The sequence below is a fragment of the Nocardia arizonensis genome (assembly GCF_001310275.1).
GTDB lineage: Bacteria > Actinomycetota > Actinomycetes > Mycobacteriales > Mycobacteriaceae > Nocardia > Nocardia arizonensis.
The window spans coordinates 1-2,341 of sequence record NZ_LGYZ01000103.1 but is presented as its reverse complement, the minus strand read 5'-3'; the positions used below and the strand labels follow the sequence as shown (position 1 = coordinate 2,341).

Sequence of the window (2,341 nt, the reverse complement as noted above, 5' to 3'; positions counted from 1 at the left end):
GCGGTGTGGGGTGCGTTGGTGCACGAGTGCGCGCACGCCAAACACTCGGTATGGCGGGCCCCGCTGCTGGCGCACCCGGAGGTAGTGAAGGCGGCGAAATTGCTCGAGGAGTCGCGCATCGAGGCCGCCCAGATTCGCCGCCGCCCCGATGACCGTCATTGGTTGCGCGCCAGCGCCACCGAGATCGTGATCGGCGACAACGGCGGCGCGAGTGCCGCCGCGCACCTCCCGCGCACCACCTACGCCGCCGCCCACAACGCCGCCCTCGTGCTCGGCCGGATCGATGCCGGGGTACTGACCGAGTCCGAATGCGCGCCGCTGGTGCGCGAGATCGAGTCCATCCTCGGCACCGACACCCTCGCCGCGTTGCGCGCGATCTGGCGTGAGGCGCACACCGTGGCCGATACCGACACCGCCGCCATGCTCGAACTCGGGCGGCGCTGGTTCGACATCGTGGGCCCCGAACCGCACACCACACCGGTACCGACCTCGCTGTTGGGCGCGGCCATCGAGGCCACCGCCGCCGCCATCGCCCGCGAGGTCGCGGCGAACCCGGTGCCCGCCGACCCGGCCGAGTCCGCTGCCGCCGCGCGCGAGGCTGCCGCCGCCACTGCCGAACAGGCACAGCTGATGGCCGAGCACGTGTTCGGCGATGGCGAGACACCGGGGCACTCGCGCACCGTAGCCCGCACCCGCACCCCACTGAGCACAGAACAGACCGCCGCGCGGGTGCTGGCCCGCGCGCTGGACACCGCCGCCGCCCGCGAACGCGCCACGGTGAAAACGACCTCGGTGGTCCCGCCGGGCCGGGTGCGGATGCGTGGTGTGCTGGCCCGCCAAGCACAGCTCGCCGCCGGTGCCATCCCGACCGCCGAACCGTTCACCCGCACCGCCCGCAAAACGAGCCCGCACCCGCCGCTGCGGGTCGGCATCGCGTGCGACGTGTCCTCCTCGATGAGCGCGTTCGCCGCGCCGGTGTCCTCGGCCGCGTGGATCATCGCCCGCGCCGCCGAGCTGGCCGCGATGCCCGCTACCACCGCGACCGTGACCTTCGGCGCGAAGGTCACCCCGATCACCTACCCCGGCACCGCCCCCGCCCAGGTCGCCGAGTTCGGTTGCCCGGACAAATACCACGCCCTCGCTGCCGCGACGGTCGCCCTCGACGGGGCCCTCGGCCTGTCACGGCCCGGCGCGACACGGCTACTGGTCATCATCTCCGACGGCATCTACCGACCCCACGAACGCGCCTCCGCACAGCGTCGACTCGACGCTGTCCGCGCGGCCGGGTGCGCGGTGCTGTGGTTGGCACCCGAGAGTGGCAAGCGCCCCGGCCGCCCGGGAGCCCCGACTCCGCTGAACGGGGCGACCGTGCACGTGGTCAGCGACCCGGCCGCCACCGCCACCGCGATCGCCCGCGCCATCACTGCCGCCGTGCGCGCCGCCTAGACCCCCGGGGCCCCGGGCGCACACCGCGCCCGGGGCACCCGGGACCGGGCCGCTACCGGTCACCGGCGCGGCCCTCCCATCACCCACCAACACCCCTACCCGCCCCGCCCGGGGCGGCAACGACAAGGAGGCTTCACCATGACCGACAACACCGCTACCGACCAGACCCCCACCGACACCGACACCCGAGGCGAGGTGGTTTGCCCGATCGAGGTCGGCGACGAGGTAACGGGCCTCAACAACCGCACTTGGCGCGGCGTTGTGCTCCAGGTTTTCGACCACCACGTTCCCGAGTGTGTGATCGAAACCGACACCGGCGGGAGAGGTTTCGCCGCCCCGTGGTCGCTTGTGCCTGCACACCAGGACCCCTCGGCGCAGTGGCTCGATCGGATGCGCGCCTACCGGGATGCCAAACGCGACGAAGCGCTCGACCGGCTTCGCAGTGACCAGGAAGAACTCGCCGAAGCGGCGGAAACCCTCGCCGAGCGCCTGACTGAGATCGCGGCCACGCTGCGCACGGGCCGCTTCCGCGACCCTGAGGACGAGGATCCCATCGAGCACGAGGGAACCAGCATCGATGACGGTCTCGGCCATCTCGCCGAAACCCGGCAGAACCTCATCGACAGCGGCCTGCTCTCACCCCCGGAGATCCGGCAGTACCTCGACTTCGACTGAACCGGTCATAGCTCGACGGATGGCACAAGCGCGGGCGAATCAACCTGCTGAGTCGACTCGAACCCGCCGCCGTACGCGCCATACGCGCCACCTAAACCCCGGGTGCCCCGGGCGCGCAGCACGCCCCCGGGGCACCCGGACCGGGCCGACATCGGCCACCGGCGCGGCCCAACCATCACCCACCCCGCCCACCCCGTCCCGCACCCCGGGGCGGCAACCA

The 2,341-nt window shown here is 72.5% G+C and carries 2 protein-coding genes; both read left to right on the top strand.

Features of this window, described 5'->3' with window-relative positions:
- On the top strand, nt 1–1,446 hold a 1,446-nt coding region (locus APZ21_RS23925; RefSeq protein WP_082393412.1), incomplete at its 5' end, for a VWA domain-containing protein.
- Between the two features lie 138 nt (nt 1,447–1,584).
- Nucleotides 1,585–2,121, top strand: coding sequence for a hypothetical protein (locus APZ21_RS23920; protein WP_019045691.1), 537 nt, complete (start codon nt 1,585–1,587; stop codon nt 2,119–2,121).
- The last annotated feature ends 220 nt before the right edge of the window (nt 2,122–2,341 follow it).